At 40.3% G+C, this 22,545-nt stretch carries 26 protein-coding genes and 1 tRNA gene; 19 read left to right on the plus strand and 8 right to left on the minus strand.

The features are described from left to right. The first annotated feature begins 111 nt into the window (after positions 1–111). The 7 genes from AA980_RS01290 to AA980_RS01320 all read left to right on the plus strand — a co-directional run bounded on the left by AA980_RS01290 (position 112) and on the right by AA980_RS01320 (position 3,765). Positions 112–468, plus strand: a complete 357-nt coding sequence (locus tag AA980_RS01290) for a DUF1360 domain-containing protein (RefSeq protein WP_024030351.1) — start codon at positions 112–114, stop codon at positions 466–468. Positions 469–788: 320 nt separating this feature from the next. After that, a complete protein-coding gene (locus AA980_RS01295; protein ID WP_034724820.1) occupies positions 789–1,256 on the plus strand; it encodes a YhcN/YlaJ family sporulation lipoprotein in 468 nt (155 codons plus the stop codon). A gap of 16 nt (positions 1,257–1,272) precedes the next feature. Continuing rightward, the gene (spoVAC, locus tag AA980_RS01300) at positions 1,273–1,755 is read left to right on the plus strand and encodes a stage V sporulation protein AC (RefSeq protein ID WP_024030353.1); all 483 of its coding nucleotides are present in this window, start codon (positions 1,273–1,275) and stop codon (positions 1,753–1,755) included. Then, positions 1,756–2,781, plus strand: coding sequence for a stage V sporulation protein AD (spoVAD, locus tag AA980_RS01305; protein ID WP_024030354.1), 1,026 nt, complete (start codon positions 1,756–1,758; stop codon positions 2,779–2,781). A gap of 4 nt (positions 2,782–2,785) precedes the next feature. After that, positions 2,786–3,142, plus strand: a complete 357-nt coding sequence (spoVAE, locus tag AA980_RS01310; protein WP_024030355.1) for a stage V sporulation protein AE — start codon at positions 2,786–2,788, stop codon at positions 3,140–3,142. A 107-nt stretch (positions 3,143–3,249) separates the two neighbouring features. Continuing rightward, a complete protein-coding gene (locus AA980_RS26010) occupies positions 3,250–3,378 on the plus strand; it encodes a YjcZ family sporulation protein (RefSeq protein ID WP_034724821.1) in 129 nt (42 codons plus the stop codon). Positions 3,379–3,510: 132 nt separating this feature from the next. Continuing rightward, the gene (locus tag AA980_RS01320; RefSeq protein ID WP_024030356.1) at positions 3,511–3,765 is read left to right on the plus strand and encodes a stage VI sporulation protein F; all 255 of its coding nucleotides are present in this window, start codon (positions 3,511–3,513) and stop codon (positions 3,763–3,765) included. A gap of 24 nt (positions 3,766–3,789) precedes the next feature. Here the strand turns inward: AA980_RS01320 and AA980_RS01325 are convergent, their stop codons facing one another. The 5 genes from AA980_RS01325 to AA980_RS01345 form a co-directional block, all read right to left on the minus strand. Then, positions 3,790–6,090 carry a UvrD-helicase domain-containing protein gene (locus tag AA980_RS01325; RefSeq protein ID WP_024030357.1) on the minus strand — a complete coding sequence of 767 codons (2,301 nt, stop codon included), beginning with the start codon at positions 6,088–6,090 and terminating at the stop codon, positions 3,790–3,792. A gap of 124 nt (positions 6,091–6,214) precedes the next feature. Next, on the minus strand, positions 6,215–6,643 hold the full coding sequence (locus AA980_RS01330) for a GNAT family N-acetyltransferase (RefSeq protein ID WP_024030358.1): 429 nt from the start codon (positions 6,641–6,643) through the stop codon (positions 6,215–6,217). 6 nt (positions 6,644–6,649) lie between these two features. Further along, positions 6,650–7,162, minus strand: coding sequence for a YjcG family protein (locus AA980_RS01335; protein ID WP_024030359.1), 513 nt, complete (start codon positions 7,160–7,162; stop codon positions 6,650–6,652). A 140-nt stretch (positions 7,163–7,302) separates the two neighbouring features. Further along, a complete protein-coding gene (locus AA980_RS01340) occupies positions 7,303–8,025 on the minus strand; it encodes an alpha/beta hydrolase (RefSeq protein ID WP_024030360.1) in 723 nt (240 codons plus the stop codon). Positions 8,026–8,364: 339 nt separating this feature from the next. Next, positions 8,365–8,589 carry a hypothetical protein gene (locus AA980_RS01345; protein WP_024027654.1) on the minus strand — a complete coding sequence of 75 codons (225 nt, stop codon included), beginning with the start codon at positions 8,587–8,589 and terminating at the stop codon, positions 8,365–8,367. Between the two features lie 203 nt (positions 8,590–8,792). Between AA980_RS01345 and AA980_RS01350 the strand changes: the two genes are divergently transcribed. Further along, a tRNA-Val gene (locus AA980_RS01350) sits at positions 8,793–8,864 on the plus strand. Positions 8,865–9,031: 167 nt separating this feature from the next. Further along, on the plus strand, positions 9,032–9,640 hold the full coding sequence (locus tag AA980_RS01355) for a flavin reductase family protein (RefSeq protein ID WP_024027655.1): 609 nt from the start codon (positions 9,032–9,034) through the stop codon (positions 9,638–9,640). A 106-nt stretch (positions 9,641–9,746) separates the two neighbouring features. Here the strand turns inward: AA980_RS01355 and AA980_RS01360 are convergent, their stop codons facing one another. Beyond that, positions 9,747–10,388, minus strand: a complete 642-nt coding sequence (locus AA980_RS01360) for an endonuclease III domain-containing protein (protein ID WP_034723667.1) — start codon at positions 10,386–10,388, stop codon at positions 9,747–9,749. Between the two features lie 16 nt (positions 10,389–10,404). Next, positions 10,405–11,343, minus strand: a complete 939-nt coding sequence (locus tag AA980_RS01365; RefSeq protein WP_024027657.1) for a DNA-3-methyladenine glycosylase family protein — start codon at positions 11,341–11,343, stop codon at positions 10,405–10,407. A gap of 210 nt (positions 11,344–11,553) precedes the next feature. Between AA980_RS01365 and AA980_RS01370 the strand changes: the two genes are divergently transcribed. The 5 genes from AA980_RS01370 (at position 11,554) to AA980_RS01390 (ending at position 15,574) form a co-directional block, all read left to right on the plus strand. Beyond that, complete coding sequence (locus AA980_RS01370) at positions 11,554–12,126, plus strand: bifunctional transcriptional activator/DNA repair enzyme AdaA (protein ID WP_024027658.1); 573 nt, start codon at positions 11,554–11,556, stop codon at positions 12,124–12,126. Next, on the plus strand, positions 12,123–12,662 hold the full coding sequence (locus tag AA980_RS01375) for a methylated-DNA--[protein]-cysteine S-methyltransferase (protein ID WP_024027659.1): 540 nt from the start codon (positions 12,123–12,125) through the stop codon (positions 12,660–12,662). Before AA980_RS01370 ends, AA980_RS01375 begins: the two co-directional genes overlap by 4 nt. 180 nt (positions 12,663–12,842) lie before the next feature. Further along, a complete protein-coding gene (locus AA980_RS01380; RefSeq protein WP_024027660.1) occupies positions 12,843–13,643 on the plus strand; it encodes an ABC transporter ATP-binding protein in 801 nt (266 codons plus the stop codon). A 94-nt stretch (positions 13,644–13,737) separates the two neighbouring features. After that, positions 13,738–14,664: an aldo/keto reductase gene (locus tag AA980_RS01385; protein WP_024027661.1), complete on the plus strand. Its 927-nt coding sequence runs from the start codon at positions 13,738–13,740 to the stop codon at positions 14,662–14,664. A 37-nt stretch (positions 14,665–14,701) separates the two neighbouring features. Then, positions 14,702–15,574, plus strand: coding sequence for a GNAT family N-acetyltransferase (locus AA980_RS01390; RefSeq protein ID WP_024027662.1), 873 nt, complete (start codon positions 14,702–14,704; stop codon positions 15,572–15,574). A 56-nt stretch (positions 15,575–15,630) separates the two neighbouring features. On the opposite strand, the gene AA980_RS01395 is transcribed toward AA980_RS01390, so the two are convergent. Beyond that, positions 15,631–17,205, minus strand: coding sequence for an MDR family MFS transporter (locus AA980_RS01395; RefSeq protein ID WP_024027663.1), 1,575 nt, complete (start codon positions 17,203–17,205; stop codon positions 15,631–15,633). A 261-nt stretch (positions 17,206–17,466) separates the two neighbouring features. On the opposite strand from AA980_RS01395, the gene AA980_RS01400 reads away from it, so the two are divergent. From AA980_RS01400 to trpB, 5 genes are all read left to right on the plus strand, one after another. Continuing rightward, positions 17,467–18,138, plus strand: coding sequence for a Yip1 family protein (locus tag AA980_RS01400; protein WP_024027664.1), 672 nt, complete (start codon positions 17,467–17,469; stop codon positions 18,136–18,138). Next, positions 18,138–19,265: an efflux RND transporter periplasmic adaptor subunit gene (locus tag AA980_RS01405; protein WP_024027665.1), complete on the plus strand. Its 1,128-nt coding sequence runs from the start codon at positions 18,138–18,140 to the stop codon at positions 19,263–19,265. Before AA980_RS01400 ends, AA980_RS01405 begins: the two co-directional genes overlap by 1 nt. Then, complete coding sequence (locus AA980_RS01410) at positions 19,262–19,954, plus strand: ABC transporter ATP-binding protein (protein ID WP_024027666.1); 693 nt, start codon at positions 19,262–19,264, stop codon at positions 19,952–19,954. Before AA980_RS01405 ends, AA980_RS01410 begins: the two co-directional genes overlap by 4 nt. Continuing rightward, the gene (locus AA980_RS01415) at positions 19,951–21,144 is read left to right on the plus strand and encodes an ABC transporter permease (RefSeq protein ID WP_024027667.1); all 1,194 of its coding nucleotides are present in this window, start codon (positions 19,951–19,953) and stop codon (positions 21,142–21,144) included. The genes AA980_RS01410 and AA980_RS01415 overlap by 4 nt, the downstream gene beginning before the upstream one ends. Positions 21,145–21,321: 177 nt before the next feature. Next, positions 21,322–22,491 carry a tryptophan synthase subunit beta gene (gene trpB, locus AA980_RS01420; RefSeq protein ID WP_024027668.1) on the plus strand — a complete coding sequence of 390 codons (1,170 nt, stop codon included), beginning with the start codon at positions 21,322–21,324 and terminating at the stop codon, positions 22,489–22,491. Positions 22,492–22,545 lie beyond the last annotated feature (54 nt).

Genomic DNA, 22,545 nt, shown 5'->3' on the forward strand with positions numbered 1-22,545 from the left:
CTTACATTACTAACATATTTCACAGAGCCCTTTTGGGTTACGGACAATTGCCTTATTTGGCAAAATTAGGCGGGTATAAATCCAAAAATAAATTAGAGGAGATAATACTTAATGAAAATAACCGTTTTAAATTTGTTTATTTTATCGCTGGCGAGCTTCAGGCTGACAAGATTATTTGTTTATGACAAAATAACCGAATTTATCCGTGCCCCTTTTTTCGATGAGCTAACAGAGGAAAATGAAGATGGTGAAATGGAAGTTTATTACCTCCCGAAGAAATCAGGGGTACGAAGATTTTTGGGTGAACTTCTAAGCTGCTATTGGTGTACAGGTATTTGGGCTGCAGCAATAATAGTAGGGCTCTTTTATCTGTACCCGGTCTTTTCCACACCGGTTATCCTCATTTTAGCGGTTGCAGGAATTGCCGCAATTCTTGAATTAATCGTCCAGTATTTGCTGGAAATATAATGGATTTGCTGAGACAAGACTTGCATCTCGCTCATATTCTAACTAGAAAGAATTAATTAATTCAGAAGGAGAGAATAGGGTGAATAAGAAAAAGAAGAGCAAGGAAACAATGCAAACTAATCATCAAACTAATCAAACTACAAAATCGGTAAAGAAAAAAGGCTGCGGCTGCGGCAAAAAAAAGACATCAAGATAACAGATGAAACTGCTGGTTAACTGGCAGTTTTTTTATTATTAATCTTGTCATAATTTTTGCTAATGTCGAAAAAACTACATTGTAATAGTACTTATAAAAAATTGGAACAAGGAAAGGGAATAAAATGAGAGCTAGGTATCGACTGATATTATTCACTTGTGTATTTTTCTTGGCCGCCTGTAGTCATAATCAACCGGCCAAGGATAGTCAATTAGCCCTGATGAAAACGACGAATCCTAAACCAGTTGTTACGGATAAAAGTAAAAATCGTAATCGTATTGAAGAAATAAAAAAAGAAGTAAGCTCATTTCCTCAAATTTATGATGTTGCCGTAGTGAAAGGGAAAAAAGATACACTCGTTGCCTATAAGGTAAAGCATTTGCACCGATTTAGCATGAAAAAAATTGAAAAGAATCTAACCAAAATGCTTGAAGAAAAATATCCGAAAGAGAAGTTTACTGTTTCAAGTGATTATAAAATTTTTCTTGAAACGATTAGGTTGGATGAGCGAATGAAATCCCCTAAATTTTCTCACCGGGAAGCTGAAAAACGCTTTAAAGAAATCGTTAAGATGACAGAAGCTACGAAGTAGGAAAGGGCGAATGAGAATGGAAAGCAAGCAAAAAAAGCAAAACACGACGCTCCAGCAGCGGAACTATCAACAGCTGCAGCAAAAGCATGAAATAAAAAGACCAGTACTGAAGAATTGTATCAAAGCATTTTTTGTTGGCGGCCTCATTTGTTTTATTGGCCAAGCAGTCAGTTATTTTTACATATATTTTTTTAATTTTACTGAGCAAAGTGTCGGAAATCCGACAGTGGCGACAATGGTCTTCTTCTCCATGCTATTAACCGGGTTTGGAGTCTACGATCGGATTGGACAATTTGGAGGAGCAGGAAGTGCTGTGCCTGTTACTGGGTTTGGTAACGCTGTTATCTCTGCTGCTATTGAACATCGGACAGAAGGGTTTGTTCTAGGTGTTGGCGGGAATATGTTCAAGCTTGCCGGATCGGTGATTCTCTTCGGTGTGTTCTCAGCGTTTGTTGTGGCGTTGGTTAAAACGCTTCTTGTTATTTGGGGGGTTTTGTAATTGTTAAAAGGGCATCAATCATGGGTATTCGCTAACCGGCCAATGATTTCAGCAACGGGAGTAACAGGAGGGCCATTTGAAGCAAATGGGAAACTGGCGAATGATTTTGATTTATTATATGAAGATTTATGGATGGGAAAAGAGTCCTACGAAAAAGCCCATCGTTTATTGCTTGAAGAAGCAATTAAAATGGCCTTAAAAAAAGGAGAAGTCCAAAAAGAACAGGTACAATTTTTATTTGCCGGAGATCTAATTAATCAGATTACCCCTACAAGCTTTGCGGCTAGAACGATGCAGATTCCTTATTTCGGTCTTTTCGGGGCCTGCTCTACTTCTATGGAGGGCTTAGCACTCTCCTCATTTGTTGTTAATTACCAAGGAGCGAAATACGTGCTGACAGGTGCCTCAAGCCATAATGCAGCGGTAGAAAAGCAGTTTCGCTACCCAACAGAATATGGCGGTCAAAAACCGCCAACAGCACAATGGACCATTACAGGTGCGGGGGTTGCTCTTGTTCAGCCTAATGAGCCTGAGAAGTTGCACCCTGTAACAACATCAGCAACGATCGGAAAAGTTATCGATATGGGATTAACAGATCCGTTTAATATGGGTGGTGCAATGGCTCCGGCGGCAGCAGATACAATAATGGCTCATTTTCGTGACCTGAAATTAGACCCTTCGCACTATGATTTAATTGTTACGGGTGACCTAGGGAGAGTCGGTCACGATACGGCATTCGAATTGCTCAACAAAAGTGGTCTTAAAATGGAAAGGAAACAATTTCAGGATTGTGGCTTATTAATGTATAAAGATGATCAGCCGGTTCAATCCGGCGGCAGCGGTGCAGGGTGCTCTGCGACTGTCCTTTATGGACATCTACTAAACCAAATGAAGAAGGGTACATATCAACGGATGTTGGTAGTTGCGACCGGGGCATTGTTATCACCGCTCAGTTTTCAGCAAAGCGAATCAATTCCTTGTATTGCCCATGCTGTCGCCATAGAGATGAATGGAGAAAAGGGGTGAACCAATGCTAGCGATGTTTTTCTGGTCCTTTGTGATTGGCGGTTTGATTTGTGTCATCGGACAGTTATTATTTGATGTAGCTAAACTGACACCAGGGCACACCTTAAGTTTGCTCGTGGTCACAGGTGCGGTGCTGGATGGGTTTGGATTGTACGAGCCACTGGTTGATTTTGCTGGTGCGGGAGCGACCATTCCGATTACCAGCTTTGGCAATTCCTTAGTTCACGGGGCGCTTCAGGATGCCAAGGCACATGGAATCATTGGCGTGCTAACTGGTATGTTTCAGGTAACAAGTTCTGGAATCTCAGCAGCGATTGTTTTCGGGTTTATTGGCGCCCTTATTTTTAAACCTAAAGGGTAAAATGCACATTTTTCATGCTGGCTTTTGAATAGGTGGTCATGCCTGCACACACTAAAAAGTAATTTCATATGTTATTAATGAGATTACTTAAGTGAGGTGACTATTTTATGTGCTTTGGATATGGCGGCTGCGGTTACGGCTACGGCGGTGGCTACGGCTACGGCTACGGCTCAACATTTGTATTAATCGTTGTATTGTTCATCCTTTTAATCATTGTTGGTGCAAGCTTCTATTAATAAATAATATGCTTGTTTCAGGTGGAAGGGGTTGGCTCAAAAAGTGGCCAGCCCCTTTCTTGTTCCGACATTCACCATTTTCCTCTTCCATCATACAATAAAGTAGTTTATGAAGGAGTGTGATTTTTGAAAATGGATAATGGATTCTTTAAAAACATAGAAAAGAAAACGGGCGTTAATATGAAAGAAATATTTGAGTTAGCAAATTCACTGCAAAATGCCAATTTTAAAGATGAAAAAACGGTCCGTAATGTGATCAAAAGAGTTTCGCAAATTGCTAATAAACCGGTAAGTAAAGAAATGGAAGATCAAATTGTAAGATCGATCATTAATGACGGCAAGCAGCTTGACTTCAATACAATCTCGAAAATGATGAATAAAAAGTAAGAAAAGAAAGACCAACTCCTTTTTTTAGGAATCGGTCTTCTTTTTTTTATTTAAAGGAGCTAAAAACCGTGAGGGATTTGCTTTCTTTCCTCGCCTCTGTTGAGGTACTGAGATATAAAGCTGGTTCCGCGCGCGTGTCATCGCTACGTAAAATAATCTTCGCTCCTCTTCAATGGCAGTAAAATCACCATTTCGCTGCGCTTCTAAGGCAAAATCATGTGGCAGGCTGCCATCGACAGTCCCGATTATATAAACAGTTTTATATTCAAGCCCTTTAGCCCGGTGAATGGTGCTTAAGCTGATTGCATCTATAAAATGCTTACTTAGCTTCTTTATTTCTTTGTTCATTGCTGACATATGCTCGGAATGTGCAAGCAATGCCTCGATGGTTTCAAAGCTTTTTGCGGCAACTTTTAGGTCCTTAAGATCGTCCGAGCCTTTTTCGAGCTTGCTTGATTCGTTTCCCCGCTTCTTGAGGAAATCAAGAAAACCAAGATCTTTTTCGATTTTCTCAATCGCTATAATAGGGGACATATGCTTTAGTCCCCGAATAAGCGTCACAGCCTTTTTTAATTTTTTTTCTTGAAAGGCATGTGCCGTCTTTAAGTGTGATAATGCCTCAAGAAAACTGCAATCTTTCAGGATGCTCTGTGCTTTTAATTCTTTCAGTACCGCCTGCTTTAAAAATAAGAACGGCAGGATATCGGATAAGGCATGCGGGTCATCTTCATTCAAGCTAACCTTAAGAAAGGAGAGGGCACTTCTGACAATATACCGCTGATAAAAGCTTTCAGCATCTTGATCCATCTTAAAAGGAAGATTTGAACTTGCTAAGCGCTCAAAAATAGCACGGGAGCCAGCATTAGTCCGATAAAGAACCGCAAAGTCTGAGGGATTTTCCCCATTAGAAATTCGTTCCTGAATATCTGTGACAATCATTGTTGCTTCTTCCTCTTCATCAAAGGGAAAAAATAAGAGCGGCAGCAAGCCTGATGAAAATTGGGCCTTCATTCGCTTCATTCTTCTGACTTTATTAGCAGCAATCATTTGTGTGGATGCAGCGACAATTTCATGGGAAGAACGGTAATTTTGTTCAAGAATGACCAATTTGGCAGCAGGGAAGTCTTTTTCAAATTCCAGCAAATAGCTGGGGTCACTCCCTCGGAATGAATAAATCGCTTGGTCATCATCGCCGACTGCACAAACGTTTTGATGCTTTCCTGATAGGAGTTTGATGAGTTCATACTGCACCTTGTTTACATCCTGAAATTCATCAATTAAAAAATATTGAAAGCGGTCCTGATAGTGTGCTAGCAGGTCAGGGGAGGAATTCAAAAGTTGATAACAGCCAAGCAGCATGTCATCAAAGTCAAAAAGACCTTCTCGAAGCTTATATTCCTCATATTTTTTATATAGAAATACTGCCGTTTCATCCCACTCCGATGCGGGTCTCACTTCGTTTGGCATGAGGAGTGAGTTTTTCCAAAATCCAATTTGCTGTAGCGCCAGGTCAAAGGCAAATTCCTTTTCAGATAAGTTGATCTCTTTACCAGCTTCTTTAAGGATTTTATCCCGCTGCCATTCTTTCTTTAATAATTTGTCAGCAGACCAATTGGCTCCATCATGAAACATAAGTATCCGATAAAAAATACTGTGAAACGTACCCGTAACAAGTTGATTGATTTTTTCCCGTTTCATTTGTGGGTAGGAGAGCAATCGATCCTTCATTTCAGCGGCAGCTTTTGTCGTGAAGGTAACAAGCATAATCGTACGCGGATCAATCTGTTTATCATGGAGCATAAAAGCTGTTCGTACGGTTAACACTCGTGTTTTACCGCTCCCCGCACCAGCAAGGACTAGTACTGATCCTTCTGTATCCAGGACAGCCGCTGTTTGGCTTCGATCCAGGACAACTCCGCTTTCCGCTAGATCTAAGAGATAGGGCGGTCGTTTTTGCTGACAGCCTTCTGTTACCTGTTTAAATGGGATCAGGTATTCAATCGTTTTTGATGGTCTGAATAGTTCTACATTATTTGGGGTTTCTGTAATCGTTCTGCCTTTTGGCAATTTAAATCCGTTCTGAACGCTAAAGCTTGCTGAACCCTCGGTAACTGTGGTTACCGCAGGATCTGGGCAATGTATTTCCGGTTCTTGGGTATGAAAAAAATAAGGGCTCTCGTGAATTCCCAGTAACAATCGAACTTTCTGGGCGCATGTAGGGCAGTGGAGTTCACCATTTTTCCCAGCAAGAAAGATTTTTTGATATTGTTCTCTAGCTAAGTTGTCAAGAACAATATTTTGATGTTGATAGATAGCTGTTTTCATATATATAAACCTCTATTTCAATAGATAAGACATGTTCAATCATAACAAAACCAGCCGGGATCTGAAAGTGTTTTAATCTAGGAAGATAAAGAAGCACTTGCCAGGTTAACGGCAAGTGCTTCTTTTAAGTTAGTATTTCTTTAATCATTGTTTTATGAGGAATACCTGCATCCAAAAACTCGTCTGAGACGACCTCGTAACCAAGACCTTCATAGAAGGGAATGGCTTGTGTCTGGGCATTTAACTTTAATTTCTGTAACGAACAAGTTTGGGCGTGGTTCTCAATAGCATTCATGATCGATTTCCCTGCACCAGTTTTTCTTGCTTCTTTTAAAACACAAATGCGTTCAATCTTCCCGTATCCATCCACGACCCGGAATCTGCCAGCCCCGATAGGCGCATCTTCAAGATATAGGACAAAATGGGCGGCTTCATCTTCGTATTGGTCGATTTCCTCTTCAAGCGGGACGTTTTGCTCCTCCACGAAAACAATTTTTCTAATTGAAAAAGCATCTTCAAGTTCTTTTTGATTTTCTACAACTTTTACTTTCACGTAAACCTATTCCTTTCCAAGACGAAATGTTTCATAAACGGTCCAAGAACCATTTTCTAATTGATATAAAAGGTGGAAGCGGTCAATTGTTTCTTCATGATCAAGTTTGGTCATTCTAAGTGAACCTAAGACATCTGAGTGCTCGTCATCGGAAAGCTTTTGACCAATCGTAATATGTGGAACAAAGGCATAATCCGGGTTTTGTTCGCTATATTCTTGATTGACTTCGGAATGAAGGGCTGTAAGTTCTTCCGTTTTGTCCACTTTGAAATAGATGACATTATTTACAGGCTGAAACGAGCTGACTTTGGAAGTTTTTAATGCGAATGGGTTGGTATTTTTAGCGATTTGCTGTAATTTGTCTGCTAAATTCTTCGCATCCTCTTCTGTTGCTTCAAAGGCATTCTTTATCGTTAGGTGTGGAGGAATTAGAGCATAATGCGGATCATAGCGTTTGCGATAAGAATTCACCAGGTCTTGAAGCTTTTTTGACGGGAAAATAACAACTCCAAATTTCATACGTTTACCTCCGTTTATATAAAATTATTTTATTGGAAAACAAAGACTAATAAAAATCCTTCCTGCTATTATAGCAAATTTTCAAAATATATTAAATCACTTAAATCACACTTATGAAACTTGTGACAATAGTTGTAAGACTAAAATAACAGTTTAAGTGCTCGTCTTAAATCTGGCTGCCAGTATGTCCAGGTATGATTTCCGTTAAATTCTTCATAAAAATATGTAAAAGGTTTTGCTGAAATTACTTTTGAAAGTTCGCGGTTTGGACCAATGAAATCACTCACTTTTCCGTTAGTCATGTGTACTTCCGTTTCTTGATTGCCAATGACGTGATAAATTTCTAAAAGCTGCTCTTCAGTAAAGTTTCTTATTATTTCCACTACCTGGTTGTCAACGTAAGGCGACTGCAACAGCACTTTTCCAAATGTGTGCGGATATTGAATTGCCGTCATTAATGAGACGGTCGCGGCAAGCGAGTCGCCAATAAGTGCTCTCGTCGAACCCATATGATAAGTAGGAAACTCTTTGTCAAGAAAAGGAACTAACTCATGGGCAAGGAAGCGAATGTATTTTTGGTTTTCTGATCCTTTGGGATGGTATTTCCTGCGACGGTCCTCCACATCTTTATAGGGCACCCCAACAATTATTAAATTTTCAATTTCCCTTTTAGAAAGAAACTCGTCTGCTACTCGACCAATTCGGCCAAGCTGGAAATAATCGCGGCCATCCTGTGCGATTAACAACGAGTATTTATATAACGGCGAAAAGTTTGCTGGCAGATAAATAAGGAGCTGGATTTCTTCCCCTAGCTCAACGCTTTGAAAGGTAAGTTCTTTAATCGTGCCCTTTGGAAACTCCATACGACAAAACCCCCAATATTTCGATTAATACAACTGCATTTTATCATATATTAACAAGAAAAGCGCAAGCGCCTTGCTCAGCCCCGATATAGGGAGACTTAGTCGATTGGAAATCGGCTTAGTTTCCCTTAATGCGTACAGAAAGCGATAGCTTTCTGTAGCCAAGCACAAGACGAGCCGGCCGAAAGGTTGTTTTTTAACCTTTTGGACGGATTGGCTTGTGACCTCGAGGGGCGCTGGAGCTGGACAATTCTCAAATTTCAATGATATAAATTCTGATATTATTAGAAATGCTTTTCACAATAGGAAGGGAGGTTGGGGGTATCGGAAATTAGGGGTTTAGTGAAGGTATCGTTTTTTTAAACGGGTTTCTGGCATGATGGATAAAATGTTTTCCCGCTTAAAGGTGCGGACTTGTTTTCGAAGAAGACAATAGGCACGAATAAATTCTTCATTCACTTCCAGCACAATCAATTTCCGCTGAGATAACTCATGGTTATCGGCAAGATAAATTATTTCTAAGGGCATATTTTCTTCTATGGAACGGATAAAAAGCCCATCCATGTAAAATCCCTCCTTTCATTATTATAATATTATTATATCCGAACATTCGTTCTTTATTCGAAAAAAGTAGAACATCCATTCCTTTTTAGTGTTAAATGATTTATCGGTTTGAATGAATGGTAAGGAGGGTTATCCGAAAGAATGCTAAAAAATTATTGACATTCTAGAAAAATTTAATATAATTAAATTTGTACTTAATAAGCGATCTGATAGTTCAGCGGGAGAATACATCCTTGACAGGGATGGGGTCGGGGGTTCGAATCCCTCTCAGATCATCAAAAATCCTAACATCTAAATGATGTTAGGATTTTTTTATTCTATTTTAATTTATCCATGGTGACTGGCACTGTTCGATTAATTTATATTCTAAAACCTATATAGGGAATTGTATAATGAATCATAAAGAAGAGGGAGTTGAATAACCATGATGAAAAGTGAATCAATGCTTTCGATTGACCCATCTAAGAATACTGCGACTGAAAATTATAAATTGATGATTGGGAGTGTTATTCCAAGGCCAATTGCATTTGTGACCTCGTTAGCAAGTGATGGTACCTTAAATGCTGCTCCGTTTAGCTACTTCAATATTGCCTCATCAAAACCGCCGATGATTTCGATAGCGGTATTAAGAAAGGAAACGGGGCAAAAGGATACGGCACGCAACATTGTGGGTCTTAAGGAATTTGTCGTTCATATTGTCGATGAAGGGATTATCGCACAAGTGAATGAAACAGCGGCAAGCCTCCCGCCTGACCAAAGTGAAATGGAACTAACAAATTTTTCAGAAGTTAAGAGTACGAAAATTTCAGTCCCCGGAATCAAAGAGGCAAAGATCCGTATGGAGTGTATATTAGAGCATCATGTAATTTTAGGCGATGAAGATGCGCCCAGCAGTGATCTAATCATCGGAAGAGTGGTTCAATTTCATTTTGATCAGGAAATTTATGAGAATGGAAAAATCAATCAAACTGGCTTAGCTGCCGTCAGCAGGCTTGCAGGTCATAATTATGCAAAAATTGGTGAGGTTTTTGAGATTGTCAGACCGAAATAAGTGCCCGTATGGTAAATAAAAGAACTTTTCATTGCCCGAAATAAGAAAAACAGCTTCCCCAAGGTCAATGAAAAGTTCTTTAAAGATAAAATGGAGAAAATATATCTTAGTCCAGTCTTCGATAACAAATATCAAATAACGGGCAGCTATCACATATAGGCGTTGCTTTGCAATGCTCCTTCGCATGTTCAACGATAAGGGCGTGGAATTCATTATATTGCGCCAAGTCTCTTGGGATTTCATTTTCAACTTGTTTTCTAAAGGTGTCATATGATGCTGGCATATCATAGCCTAGACGATAGAAAATTCGCCGCGCATAGGCATCAACTACAAAAATTGGTATATCAAAGGCATAAAGCAGGATCACATCGGCCGTTTCAGGACCGATGCCCTTGATGCTTAATAGCTCAGTACGCAGTTTATGCCTGTCTACTTCTTTTATCAAAGGGATATCATAGTTATAGGTTTTAAACCATTCCATATAGGACTTGATCCGACTAGCCTTTATATTGAAAAAGCCGCTTGGCCTGATGAGCTGCGCGAGCTCATCAATTGATAACTTGTCTATTGCTTCAGGTTTCAAAAACGGCTTTAGATTATCTAAGGCCTTGTCGACATTGCGCCAACTTGTATTTTGAACAAGTATAGAGCCAATCATCATTTCAAACGGTGTCTCCGCTGGCCACCAGCCTTGAGGGCCGTAGTGTTTGTATAATTTGTTGTAAATTAATTGATAATCGTTCTTCATTTTATCACCGTTTCTCTTAGTAAAGGACCCGCCATAAATAAAACGTGGCATAGGCTTGCCAGCCCTCCCATCGTACTGAAAGCTTTAAAAGCTCTTCCTTCGCAGGCTTTTTCTCTGAATCGGTCAGATGTTTGATGGCGTTATGCAGCCCGACATCATCAATCGGATATGCCGAGGTAAAGTGCAAACAGCGCATTAACACATAATTCGCTGTCCATGGACCAATCCCACGAATCTTGATTAAACTCTTTTCAGCTTCTTTAAGGCTACCCATTCTCAATAATTTTTCCTTCGATAATTCTCCGCTGGCCATCAGTTGGGCAATGCCAATAATATATTCACTTTTTTTCAAAGTCATTTTAATATCTGCTAGATCTGCAGGTGTTAATTGAGCAATTTGTTCAAAGGAAGGGAACACCCAATAGTTCTTGCCATTCCACTCGATTGCATCACCAAATTTTTCAACAAATTGTCTTTTTAACCTGTAGGCGAACGCTAAGTTTATCTGCTGCCCTAAGACTCCCCAGCAGAGGGCCTCAAATAAATCGGGCACACCAATCACACGTAATCCGAAAAAATCCTCGACCGGCCCCTTAAGGAGAGGGTCTGCTTTTGCCATTTTGTAAAACGGCGTTAAATCACGGTCAAGATCAAACCACTCACGAATGTACTGGGCAACCTCAGCGCGCTCCGACTGATTATTCGGTCTAGAGTCTTTTAAAAATTTCACAATCATCTGATTAAATTTATTTACGTGTATTTTTACTAAGGTTTGGGTTTCTCCAACGGCAATCACCCTTGTAATCATTTCGTTTTCGACTTCAAACATACATTCGTTTTTGTTTCGTTCTAAATAGCCAAGATTTGCTTTAATATCGAAGTCTATAGGAAGATTAATGATGATTTCCTCATTGACTTCGTCCCAATCGCTTTGAGAATATTGTGCATCTACCATTTTCAAATCTCCACACCTTTTTCTTTTATTATCGCATAACCGTTTTTCCATTATCTTGCTACTTCATTTGAAAAAGCCCTATTTTTCAATAAAATTCGGTTATGAAGTGGTATATGATTCATCAGCAAAATGTTTCACTATCTTGCTTTTTAATTCCCAAATTGTAGATTCCGTTTTTTGGGGAGCTATAATAGGAGAAGAGGTGGTCAAATGACGAGTACTGAAATCATGACAGATGAAAAATGGCGGGCCATTGTTGAAAACGATGCAACGTACAATAATCAATTTTTCTATGCAGTTAAGACCACGGGGATTTTCTGTAAACCGTCATGTAAATCGCGGGTTCCTAAAAAAGAAAATGTCCGTATTTTTCAAAACGCTGAAGAAGCATTATCTGCTAATTTCCGTCCTTGTAAACGATGCAAACCCACTAATGAGCGCTTACCTGATAACGAATGGATTACTATCATTATAGAATACATTGATAAAAATTACCCTGACAAGCTCTCACTGGAAACATTAGCTGAAATAAGTCATGGAAGTCCGTATCATTTACAGCGGACATTTAAAAAGATTACCGGCATGACGCCTGTTGAATATATCCATCAGGTCAGAATAAATACAGCTAAAAAATATTTACTTCAATCGGATCGAGCGGTTTCAGATATAGCAAAGATGGTTGGTATCTCAAATACGCCTTATTTTATTACATTATTTAAAAAGATGATGGGCACTACACCCGCCCATTTCCGTCAATTACATGAATCGGAGGGAATAAAATGAAGTCACAAAATAATAAGACACTTGTTTATTGGTCACTGCTGAATTTTAAAGATTGGAATCTATATATTGCTGCGACAGAGAAGGGGCTTTGTTACGTCGGGTCACAGAACAAGCCGTTTGAGGAATTTTCGAAATGGGCAGAAAAACGGTTTCCAGGAAACCCTCTAGTGGAGGACAGGGAGATGCTGAACCCTTATGCAGCCGAACTAATGGAGTATTTTGATGGTAATCGGAAGAATTTTACTATCCCGTTTGATTATCATGGGACCGAGTTCCAAGTTGCTGTTTGGGACGCACTTTGTGAGATTCCGTTTGGAGAGACAAAATCGTATTCTGACATTGCAAAATATATCAATAAACCTGCTGCTGTTCGTGCAGTTGGGGCGGCTATTGGTGCTAATCCGGTGTTAATATCAGTGCCCTGCCACCGTGTTGTCGGGAAAAATGGCTCGCTGACTGGCTATCGTGGCGGATTAGAAATGAAGATACAACTCCTTGATTTGGAGAGGCAAGTAAAGCAGCTGCTGCCGATATGAAGAAGGGCACAGCTGCTTTACTTTGCTAAAGAGCTGCTTCGTGCCAAAGCAAAAGGAAAGGTAACTATTTTTATGTCATCAAGCACCGAAGCATAGATTACTATTACTGAATATTCAAAATAATATGGTAATCTAGAATAGTGATCATTTTACTAAGATTGATTGAAGGGAGTAATAAGAATGGTATTACATCTAGAAGCCGTTTCACTAAAGCGAGAAGGTAAGTGGATTTTGCAAAATATTAATTGGGAAGTAAAAAAAGGAGACCATTGGGTATTATTTGGGCTAAACGGTGCTGGAAAGACAGCTGTTTTAAATTTGCTCAATGCCTACTATTTTCCGACAAAGGGGAAAGTAACCGTTCTAGGGATGGAGTTCGGAGCAACTTACCTTGGGGAGAAACTTCGCAAACAGATAGGTTTCGTTTCATCGTCTCTTCAAGAAAAGTTTCACCAAGGAGATAATGCATTTGAGGTGGTTTTAAGCGGTGCCTTCGCTTCGATTGGTCTTTATGAAACACCAACCGATGAAATGCGGAAAAAGGCAATCTCCTTACTCGAGGATCTTGGTTGTATCGAGTATGCCAACCGGAACTATGAAACCTTGTCTCAAGGTGAAAAACAACGGGTTCTCATTTCCAGGGCTTTGATGGCCAATCCTTCGTTGCTCATTCTTGATGAGCCGACCAATGGATTGGATTTTATCGCTCGTGAAAAATTATTAGAATCTATTGAAACCATTACAAAAAATCCAATTGGTCCAACTATTATTTATGTCACACACCATGTGGAAGAAATTTTACCTATTTTCAACAAAACAATATTACTAAAAGAGGGACAAGTTTTTTCATCAGGAGATACGGTTGAGATGCTTGCAGATCAAAAGCTCACGCAGTTCTTAGGTGTTCCTGTTGAAGTGATATGGAAAAACAATCGGCCATTGCTTTCGAAGCTACAAGTGACAGAAAAGCTGTTGCAATAATTTTACTTGGTCTGTTTTTTAATTTTAAATGTGGGGAAAACTGCTAATTTAAAGTATAATGAGGTTGATGAATTTAAAAAAAGGAGGTAAAAAAATGAAGTTTATTAACATTGCAAATACTGATTTACAGGTTTCTAACATGATTATGGGTAATATGCGTTTAACACAGTTGTCTTTGCCTGAAGCGGAAAATTTAATTCGGACGGCAATGGATGTGGGCATTAATTTTTTTGATCATGCGGATATCTATGGAAAAGGGAAGTGTGAGGAGATTTTTTCTGAAGCAATTCAAATGAATCCAAGCATCCGTGAAAAAATGATTTTACAAAGTAAATGCGGCATACGCTCAGCTGAAGGCTATTTTGATTTTTCTAAGGAGCATATCCTTGGGTCGGTTAATGGTATTTTAAAGCGATTAAATACCGAATATCTTGATATTTTGCTGCTTCATCGTCCCGATCCATTAATGGAACCTTCTGAAGTGGCAGAGGCCTTTGAAGAACTACATAATAGTGGTAAGGTAAAATATTTTGGGGTATCGAACCATAATCCGGCGCAGATTGAACTGTTACAGAAATACATACCACATAAATTAGTTGTAAACCAACTACAGTTTAGTATTGCCCACACACCAATGATTGACTCGGGAATTACTTTGAATATGAAGGTTGATCAAGCCGTTAATCGAGATAGCAGCATTTTGGAATATTGCCGTCTGCATGATATCACGATGCAAGCCTGGTCACCTTACCAGCACGGTTTCTTTGAAGGGTCATTTTTAGGAGATTTGGAGCGTTTTCCAAAGTTGAATGAGGTAGTAGACAATATTGCTGAAAAATATGGCGTTACGAATACTGGTATAGCTACAGCGTGGATTACACGCCATCCAGCAAATATTCAAGTGGTGCTTGGTACGACCAATACAGAGCGGATGAAAGATGCTTGTAAAGGTGCAGAAATCACCATAACAAGAGAAGAATGGTATCAAATTTATAAGGCTGCCGGGAATATGGTTCCTTAATAGTAAACTTTCGGGAAACATGGGGAGTTGAATTATTTTGCAGGAATTATCTTTTGTGAAAAATTATAAAGAAAACTTTTCTTTAAGGACCAGCTTTAACCGGTTAGCTGCCAGCACTTTTGGCATTCAGTTTGAAACTTGGTATCAGCATGGTTTCTGGACTGAAAAATATCAGCCGTATTCATATGTTGATAATGGCCAAGTGATTGCGAATGTATCGGTTAATCTATTAACCCTGGTAATTAATAATGAGGAAAAACAAGCTGTGCAGATTGGTACGGTTATGACACACCCCGACTATCGAAATCAAGGGCTAGCAAGAAAGCTGATGGATAAGGTCTTAGCGGATTTCAGTCAAGTAGATTTCATCTATTTGTTTGCTAATCAAACGGTATTAGACTTTTATCCGAAATTTGGGTTTGCTCCTGTGGAAGAAGTACAGTTTTCCATGGACTATTGCCACATTCCAGCTGAGCAATTAGGGGTGAGAAAATTAGATGGGAGTAAGCCAGACGATTTAACGTTTGTTCACACATTAGCCGCTGAACGGATTTCAGGTTCGAAGCATTTTGGAACAAAGGGCAGTGAGGAATTACTGATGTTTTATTGTCTTATGGTTTTCAATCAGGATCTCTACTATCTTGAAGAGGAAAAGTGTTTGGTTATCTGCCAGCGTGAAAATACTGTTTTACATCTTTATGATGTAATAAGTGAAGAGAAAGTTGTGTTGAAGGATATTTTACGTAAAATTGCTGATAATAGTATTACTAAAATTATCCTTCACTATCATCCTGATGATAATGAGGTTAAGCTTGACAAACAGCCTTACCAATCTAAATTATTTGTAAAAAATATGACAGGTGTTAAACTGCCAAAGGAGTTTAAACACCCGTTTACATCGCAGGCTTAACATGTTAATAATTAAAACACCCCGCAGATTTTTGAATCATGCGGGGGTGTTTTAGGTTAGGATTCAGTTGCACCTGAACCAGCAGGTTGACTGTCGCGTTTAATCCGTCCCTTGCCTACAGATAAAGCAACAAGGATACCGATTGAAATAAAAATAAGACCGGTTAAAAAGACGGTTGAAAAGGATTCAGTCCAAGCAGTTTGAATGCCATGAATGACGATTTTTTGAACTTCTTCCGGCAGTTTTAACAGACTTGGATGAAGAAGAAGACTAAATAGTGAATCTGTTTTTTCAGAAAGAGTCTTTAGTGCTTCATGTGCGATTGGATTTTCAGTTTCTTTCGCCGATTGAATCATTTTTGTTCCAAGCGAATGGTTCATGACAGAATTTAAAACAGTAATCCCAATGGTACCGCCGATTGAACGGAAAAAGGTTGATGCAGCGGTAACAGTTCCGAGTTGTGACTTTGGATATTCATTTTGAATGGCAATCATTAATGTCGGCATTACTAATCCCATTCCCAGCCCTAAAACCACCATATAGGCGTAAGCGTTTAACACACTTGATTCCAATCCCATTGTACTCATTAGGTAAAAGCCAAGTGATGCGAGGACCATTCCGGTTGTTAAAACAGTACGGAACTTGAACCGAAGCAGCAGCTGCCCGCCTACAACACTAGCGACAATCATGGCAATCATCATCGGTGTCATGGTAGATCCGGCTTTGGTTGGTGAAACACCGAGAATTCCCTGCATAAACATTGGTACGAACATAATTGCACCAAACATTCCAAGCCCCAATAAGAATCCTAATCCATTCATCGTCGCAAAAATGCGATTTTTAAATAAGGAGAGATCTAAAATAGGCTCAGCAGCTTTCTTTTCAATAAATCCAAATACAATGAATAGCAGCAAGGACCCGCCGAAAATTAAGAAAGATGTGATGGATGCCCATGCAAATTTATCGCCGCCAAAGGTAAGCCCAAGTAATAGTAAAACGATCGAGGGAATTAATGTAATTATGCCTAAATAATCGATATTCACTTTGTCTTTTTTCGCAATTGTTTCATGCTTAAGTCCGGTAAAGATTAATAGAGCGGATAGCAGTCCAAATGGTACATTAATCAGGAAAACCCAGTGCCAGCTGATATGGTCGACAATCAGACCGCCCAAAAAAGGTCCGATAACAGAACTTAAGCCAAACAGGGCACCAAAGATTCCCTGCCATTTAGCTCGTTGTTCAGCCGTAAAGATGTCCCCGATGATTGTTTGCGATAGCGGCATAATCATCCCGCCGCCGATTCCTTGAATGCCTCTGTAAATGACCAACTGTTCCATGGAAGATGCAGTCGCACACAAACCGGATGCAATAATAAAGATAACCGTACCTAATAGGTAAAGAAACCGTCTGCCGTATAGGTCTGATAATTTCCCAACAATCGGTACAACCGTGGTGGAGGTAATCATATAAGCAGTTGTAACCCAGGCGAAAATGGTAAAGCCGTTTAATTCCGAAATAATCGTCGGCATCGCTGTACCGACGATGGTTTGTTCAAGCGCACTAAAGAACATCCCGATAATAAGACCGGTTAAGACTAGTTTTGTATTTATACTTTTTTCTTGTATTTCCATAGTTAAATTCTCCTATCAAGGTTTTTTAGATTTATTCACATGACTCCTGCTTAAGCTCTAAAAAGAGTAATTGGATTAATTTGCCCTAATTCCTGCTGAATCATTTTATAATTGAGTGACCAGTCAGTCAATCATTTTTTTAGAAAAAATGATGGTGTCAGGCACCGTTGAAAGACGCCGCTGAATAAAATGAAACTTTCTGTAATCTTTATCGTATAATTAATAGGAATCTTTTACATAATTGGATAGGGGTGTTTTTCGATGGAAATGGAGACAGAGTTGACCACGAAGAAAGAGAGCCCGAAGTTATTGGGCATGTTTACAAGTCCGGGTTTACAGTTTGAGAGGATCAAGCAAAATCCAAAAATCTGGGTGCCGCTAATTATTATTAGCATCATCTATGCTGTCGGAATGACGTTAATGGCACTATCAATGGACGCAGAAACGTTGGTTGGTTCCGGAATACCAGAAGATCAGGCAGAAATATTTTTAGTTGTTACAAAGGTCATTACCGCGATAACTGGTATATTCGCGCCGATTATTACAATTGTTATCAGCAGTGCGATTCATTTGATCATAGCAAAAATCGCCAATTCACCGGTTTCCTTTAAACAGTTATTTTCCATGAATACCTACATTACGATTATTGCCGCAGTAGGACTGATTATCAATATGACGGTTAGATTTGTCATCGGCGGTGACCCTAGGATAAATATTACTAGCTTAGCAGGGTTACTGAATCAAGATAAAGTAGGTGTTTTAAGCTTCATTGAGGTGTTTGGAATATGGGGAGTTATCCTGACAGCACTTGGGCTTCATAAAACAGCTCAATTTTCTAAAGGGCTGGCCTGGACGATTGCGATTGCCTTCTTCTTAATTGGGATAGGCTTTGGCTTGGTTGGGACTCTATTTCAAGGAGCTGCAAAATTATAATGAAAAAGAAAACATGGATTGCAGTTGGTGTTGTCAGCTTAGTTATCATCATGATTTCTGTCAGTGTATACCGGCAGGTTTTGGCCAAAGGACCTTCGGTTAAAACAACAGAAATCCAGCAGGAGGAAATATCCTCACTGTTGATGGTACCAGGTACAGTAAAACTGCAAGAGGAACAAATCGTTTATGCCTCACCCGATAAAGGGGAGCTGAAGGAACTGCTGGTCGAAGAGGGGCAGACAGTGAAGAAAGGGACCGTTTTGGCTAAACTGCAAAATCCTCAGCTAGAATTAGAAATAGAGCAAAATGAAATCGCGATTGAATCAGCTAATTTGAAGATTAATCAAATCGATAAGAAAATAAAGCAGCTTAAGGACAAGGAAAAGGATCTTGCTGACCAGGTTGGAAAAGATGAGGCGAAAAAACAGCTTGCACCGGAACTCGAACAGCTGGAGATGGAAAAGAAATTAGCCAATCTGGATTTGAAGCAAACGGGACTCCAAAAGGATTTGATAGCCAAGCGCCAAGCTGAATTAGAGATTAAGAGTACAATAGACGGTGTCATTTTGACTGCAAAAAAGCCTGACTCAGTTTCTAGTACAGGAGCAATGGCTGATCCGATTTTACATATCGGCAAGCTTGAAGGCATGACAGCATCGGGACTGTTATCTGAATACGACACATTAAAGGTGAATAGCGGGCAGAAGGTTATTTTAAAATCAGATGCAGTACAGGGGCAAGAATGGCAGGGGGAAATCACCAAGATTGCGATTCTCCCAGAGCAAAGCCAAGCGGGCATGCAAAGCGGCAGCCAGGCGGTACAGTACCCTTTTGCCGTGAAAATATCCGGAGACACAAAGACCTTAAAACCAGGCTTCCAGGTGATTATGGAAATTGAAACAGATAAAAAGTCTGCAATGGTGCTCCCTCTCGATGCAGTCCATGATGATGGTGACAAGCCTTATGTATTTATCGTAAAGGATGGAAAAGCCCAGAAGCAGAAGGTGAAAACGGGAATTACTTCAGGAGAGAAGATTGAAATCCTGGAGGGGGTTTCCCAAGGGGACAAAGTGATTGTGAATGGGCCCGGCAACCTTAAGAATGGGCTGGAAGTGACAGTTAAATGATTAAGCTAGAATCGATTACTAAATCGTTTTTACTTGGAAAAGAAAGTGTGCATGTGTTAAACGGGATTAGCCTTGATATCGAGGCAGGTGAATTTGTTGCCATTATGGGTCCTTCAGGCTCCGGGAAATCAACCCTGATGAATATTATTGGCTGTTTGGACAAACCAACTGAGGGAGAGTACTATTTAGGTGGCGAAAATGTTTCACATTATCATGATAAGGAATTGGCCCGGGTTCGAAACCAATCGATCGGCTTTGTTTTTCAACAATTCCATTTATTACCAAGACTTACAGCGTTGAAAAATGTTGAACTGCCGATGATTTATGCAGGTATATCCAAAAAAGAGCGGCAGGCCCGGGCAGAAGCGGCATTATTAAAAGTGGGGCTTGGAGACAGGATGGATCACCTCCCCAATGCTCTATCTGGCGGACAGAAACAGCGGGTGGCCATCGCCCGGTCGATTGTTAATAAGCCGAAACTAATTTTAGCAGATGAACCGACAGGGGCGCTTGATTCGAAAACAAGTACGGATATCATGGAACAATTTCGCGAGCTAAATAGCGAAGGCGTTACGGTTATCGTCGTAACTCATGAGTCTGAAGTGGCGGAATATGCAAACCGGACGATTATGGTGAGGGATGGGTTGCTCCAGCCCCCTGCAGTGATGGAAAGGGGGCGGCTGCGATGAGTTTTATCGAAAATCTTGGCATGGCATTAAGTTCTCTTAAAGCCCATAAGATGCGCAGTATTTTGACAATGCTGGGGATCATTATTGGTGTCGGTGCCGTTATTATCGTTGTGGCAATCGGGCAGGGTGGTGAGGCAATGCTAAAGTCACAAATTACCGGCCCAGGGAATACAATTGAAATGTTTTATCAGCCGTCGGACGAAGAAATACGGTCAAACCCTAATGTCTTCCAGCAGTCCCCATTTAAACAAGAGGACATCCGAGTCCTTGAACAATTACCGGAAATTAAGCGGGTAGTCGCATCAAGTACGAAATTATCAACTGCTCGATTACAAACGGAATCCGCCGATGTGTCGACAACGGGAATTAATCAGGCCTACCTGCAATTGAATGAGTTGAAAGTAGAAAAGGGAAGAGGCTTCTCTTCTGCTGATTTTCTCGGCGGCCGTCGTGCGGGGATTATTAGCAATAAATTGCAAGAGAAGTTATTTAAAGAGGAGAATCCTGTTGGGAAAATCATCATGGTTTCCAATCAGCCGATTGAAATTATCGGTGTCTTAGAAAAGCCGACTGGTTTGCTGGCGTTTGGCTCCATGGAGGTTTATCTTCCTTTCCAAACATGGAGAAATATTTTTGGAAGCAGTGACTTTACCCAGGTAACTCTTCAAGCAGCTTCCGCTGAGCAGCTCCAAGTGGCGGGTAAAAAGGCGGCTAAACTTTTAAATAATTTGCATAATACGGAAAAGTCCTATCAAGTTATTAATATGGAAGAAATCGCTCAAGGAGTCGGTCAGGTTACTAAAATAATGACGCTGATTATTGGGAGCATTGCTGGTATCTCCTTATTTGTTGGCGGAATTGGTGTCATGAATATTATGCTTGTTTCCGTGACGGAACGGACAAGGGAAATCGGGATCCGTATGGCACTAGGGGCAACTCGTGGACAGGTGTTGACACAATTTTTAATTGAATCGATGACCTTAACCTTAATCGGCGGTATCCTTGGAATTTTTCTCGGCTGGGGAACGTCCACAATTGTCAGCTACTTTGCCGGCTGGCCATCCTTGGTATCCTGGCAGGTTGTAGTAGGCGGCGTGTTGTTTTCGATGATTATTGGAGTCTTGTTTGGACTCCTTCCAGCCAATAAGGCAGCCAAGCTTGACCCGATTGATTCACTAAGATACGAATAACGAAAACAAAATCTAGCAGGAAGTAGTGTGGCATATGCTTTTTATGCCACACTTTTAATTTTTTGTTTAAAAAGTTTGCAGAAATAGAATAAGGTGATAAAATTAATTCTAATATTCAGTCAACTATATTGGTTTTGACTGAATCAATTTAATAGCTTAGAAGGAGTCGAGATGAGAATGGAAAGAGTGAGCGTAGAGAGTAAAGGTTATTTTGGAGAGTTTGGCGGCAGTTTTATCCCTGAGGACCTGCAGCAGGTAATGAACGAGTTGGAGAGACAGTTTTTAAAGTATAAAGACGATCCGGAGTTCATTGAAGAATTCAACTATTATTTAAAAGAATATATTGGCCGGGAAAACCCGTTAACGTTTGCTGAAAATTTAACGAAGCAGATGGGCGGAGCGAAAATTTATTTGAAACGGGAAGATTTAAACCATACAGGTGCGCATAAAATTAATAATGCAATTGGTCAAATATTATTAGCTAAACGGATGGGTGTGAAGCGGATCATTGCCGAAACGGGTGCCGGTCAGCACGGTGTAGCAACGGCAACTGCCTGTGCGATGTTTGGGATGGAATGTATTATTTATATGGGCAAACTGGATACCGAACGCCAAGCGCTGAATGTCTTTCGAATGGAGTTATTAGGGGCCAAGGTTGTTCCTGTCACAAAGGGGCAGGGCCGCTTAAAGGATGCTGTCGATGAAGCATTAGGTGATCTGGTTCAAAACTATAAAAATACCTTTTACCTGCTGGGATCGGCGGTTGGTCCGCATCCATATCCAACAATGGTTAAGCATTTTCAAGCAATCATTAGTAAAGAATCCAAACGCCAAGTGCTTGAAAAAGAAGGAAAGCTGCCCACTGCGGTAATCGCCTGTGCAGGCGGCGGCAGTAATGCTATCGGTGCCTTTGCTCACTATATTGATGAAAAAAATGTTCGCTTAATTGGGGTCGAACCGGCGGAAGCTCCCACATTGACAGAAGGTGTTCCCGCAGTTATCCACGGGTTTAAATGTTTAACATTGTTGGATGAGTCTGGTGAACCTAGACCAACTTATTCGATTGCTGCCGGGTTGGATTATCCTGGTGTAGGACCGGAGCACAGCTACTTGAAAACAAGCGGAAGAGCGGAGTATGTGACAATTACTGGACAAAAAGCATTGGAGGCGTTTCAACTATTAAGCAAAACAGAGGGCATCATCCCCGCATTGGAGAGCTCCCATGCCGTTGCCTACGCAATGAAGCTAGCAAAAGAGCTAGCAGCGGATGATGTGCTAATCGTAAACCTATCAGGCCGCGGCGATAAAGACGTTGAGCAAGTGTTTCATATGTTAAAGGAGAAGTAGACTTTGGTGTTTTAAACTATGGGTGTCAGGTACTGAAACCCATAAAATGTAAAA

The organism is Neobacillus vireti (assembly GCF_001026695.1).
Classification (GTDB): Bacteria; Bacillota; Bacilli; order Bacillales; family Cytobacillaceae; genus Neobacillus; species Neobacillus vireti.